Here is a 2,927-nt window from a genome sequence, read left to right as displayed (position 1 = left end):
TCGCGGCGATACTGTTCGACGATGACCTCCACGGTTTCGGGTTGGACATGCATATCGCGAGCGATCTGCTCGGGTGGAGTTCCGGCGTTCACCCGGGTAATGACCTCCGTCCTGAAAGCAATTGATTGCAGCGGCAGGCTCAGGATGTCCGGTAAGTTCGCGTCCCGCTTAATCGTCCGTACAGCGAATTCACTTATGCCCAATTTTCTCGCGATGGCCGCCGTCGTCCATCCGTCTCTAGACAGCGCTTCCGCTTTTTGCCTTGTTTCCACCGGAAGCGGCCCGCCGGTGTCGAGTTGCACATACCCGTCGCGGCGATACTGTTCGACGATGACCTCCACGGTTTCGGGTTGGACATGCATATCGCGAGCTATCTGCTCGGGTGGAGTTCCGGCGTTCACCCGGGCAATGACCTCCGTCCTGAAAGCAATTGATTGCAGCGGCGGGCTCGGGATGTCCGGTAAATTCGCGTCCCGCTGAATCTTCCATGCAGCGGGTTGACTTATGTCCAATCTTCTCGCGATGTTCTTCGACGTCCATCCGTCTCTAAACAGCGCTTCCGCTTTTTGCCGTGTTTCCGCCGGAATCCGGGGGGGAGCCCCGCCTGGTATGCCCGTGTCGCCATGCACCTGCCAGTTGCCGTGCGCATCAAGCCTGACGGGGTATTGATACTTCGTCGGATTGTCGGGTTGATAGAGACGCCACGTGCCATTGTCCGTGTCGTACCTGACCGGCCAGGTTTGACCGTTCGCCCGGATATAAGCCTGGAGCTTGCTGTCCCTGAAGATACCCGGACTGTCCGGATCAGCTTCCAGCTTACCCGCCGGTTGGCGGGCATATCCTTCGGGCAAGGGGATGGTCGTGGATTGCGGCGTGGGCGCCGGGATTTGCGGACCTTGAGTCTGCCTGCTCCCGTTCAGGTGGCCCTCCGCCGGTCCGTTTCCTGGCGACTTGCCGTTCCCGCCGACCGGCGGTTTCAATTCACCGCCGGCCTCCGGTTCGCGTCTGCCGATCAACAGCCCGAATAGCATCGCCCCCATGTCGATGTGTCCCACTTCCTGAGCGGAAAGGCCGCCGTGATCGGGAAACCCGGCATCGAGCAGTTGCGTGGCGAACCAGTCCATGCCCGGTATCGGCGACAGGTCGGCGACAAACCGGCCGATCCCGTACAGTACCTTGTCCGCCAGTCCCGGGATATGTTCCCGGAGCATTGCGCGGTTCTGCTGGTCGATGTCCTTCAGCACGCCCTGGTAGCTGTCCGCGAGGTTCTGCACGTAGTTCTGGTCGTACCCGGGCGGATGGCCCGCCACGCCACTGAGTGTCGTGGGTGGACTGACCGCGTCCAGATCGGTGCCGGGATGGGCCATCGTCGAGAGCGCCTGCTGCTCCAGCTTCGCGACGCGCCGGTGAATGTCCGAGTCCGGGTCCGACATGCCTTGCTGGAACGTCAGCAGATCCCGCGCCCGATCCGCGGGCGAAAGTGTCCGTGGCGTCGAAACGGCGCGCTCCTGTTGCGAATAGCCGTCGGGCGACAGCAGCTTCTCCACCACGGACTGGTACGGAAAGGTTTTTGCGTAGGCCGGCTTGCGCGTGTTCGTGTCCCATTGTGGATCGTCGGAATTGCGGGGTAGCTGGATCGTGTCCGCACTGTATCTGTCCGCGTCGTCGAGAATCTGGTTGACGCGGGCCGTGGATTCGGACCAGTCCTTTTGCCGGGCCGCATGGACGTCCTGCGATTTCTGCAGGATCTGATCCTGCATCCGGGACTTGATGCCGACTGCTTTGGCGAATGCCTGCTCGCGCTGCGCCGGGGTTGTGCCTGGCGCGTTCATCTGCGCGTACTGGCCACTCAACGCTGCCATCTGCTGCTGACCGTCATCTCCCAGCATTGAAATACCCACAGGCGCGTCGAATACCGCGTTCATGCGACGCACCGGGTCAGCCTGGATGCTGCGAAGCTCCCCGTCGACGTCCTTCTGCAACGAAGACAGCATCTCGGCATAGCGGTCGTCCGGCGCCGCGCGCAACGCGTTGGCGCGCTGTGCGAACTGCTCGCGCCTGTCGTCGCTCATCTGCGCCAGGGCGCCCGCGAATTGCAACTCATCGAGGTTCATTTCGGCCTGGTCCGGCGGCAGGCCGGTCATCGACAACTTTGCCGTCTCGAGCGTGACGAGCGTGTTGTTCTGGTCCGCGGCATGGTTGCGCGACTGGGCGCCACCATCGTACCGGTTGACCATGTTCGTGGCGAACCGCGCCTCCGGCATGGCGCCTGACTGCCGCGCCGCAGCCGGCGCAGCAGCGCGCGAAGCTGTCGTCGACGATGGCGCCCCCCGGTTCGCCGCGGAGTAGTGACGCAGCAACGACTGCGCCGTGGCCGGCCTGGGCGGATTGCCCTGGGTGCCGGGCTGTCGCCGGGCTGACTGGTCAGGCGCGGCCGATGGCGTGCCTGGTGAACGGAGGGCGTGCGGCACAGAAGAGTCGCCTGTGTCGTATCGAAGGAGCGAGGCAGGCGGAACGGTGTAGCTGATCGGGGTTGTTGACATGGTTACACCTCGGAGAATGGTGGACGGACGGTAGGGGATGAACATTCGCCCAATCGTCATGGCCATGAAATCATCGGCCCATCCGTGCCATGTCATAACGGCGTATAACTTTTTTGCGTTTGCATTCGCGTACACCTGACAGATAGTCGGGGAAGTCAAGAAGCCGATTCAGTGAGAGATCAGTTTCTCACTGGCGAGTTCGAGTGAATCGAGGAAGGTACGCATAGGTGTCTTGCCGTAGCACCACCGTCCCTGATGTCGCGCGCATTGTTGTACTGGTCAAGCCATGCGTCCAGATCGGTCTGGAGGGCAGGGATCGAGTCGTGGATCTTCTTGCGGAAGTAATGCGGTAGAACTCGTTGAGCATGGTCTTGTGACAACCGC

General features: G+C 62.0%; 2 pseudogenes. Both read right to left on the bottom strand.

The features are described 5' to 3' along the window. A pseudogene (locus PQR42_RS45270) lies at positions 1-2,360 on the bottom strand (hypothetical protein); the annotation flags it as partial. A gap of 351 nt (positions 2,361-2,711) precedes the next feature. Then, positions 2,712-2,927 (bottom strand): annotated as a pseudogene (locus PQR42_RS45265) (IS481 family transposase); the annotation flags it as partial.

Source organism: Paraburkholderia sediminicola (assembly GCF_046027355.1).
Classification (GTDB): Bacteria; Pseudomonadota; Gammaproteobacteria; order Burkholderiales; family Burkholderiaceae; genus Paraburkholderia; species Paraburkholderia sediminicola_B.
The sequence above is the reverse complement of the archived record's forward strand: the minus strand, read 5'-3'. Positions and strand labels throughout refer to the sequence as shown.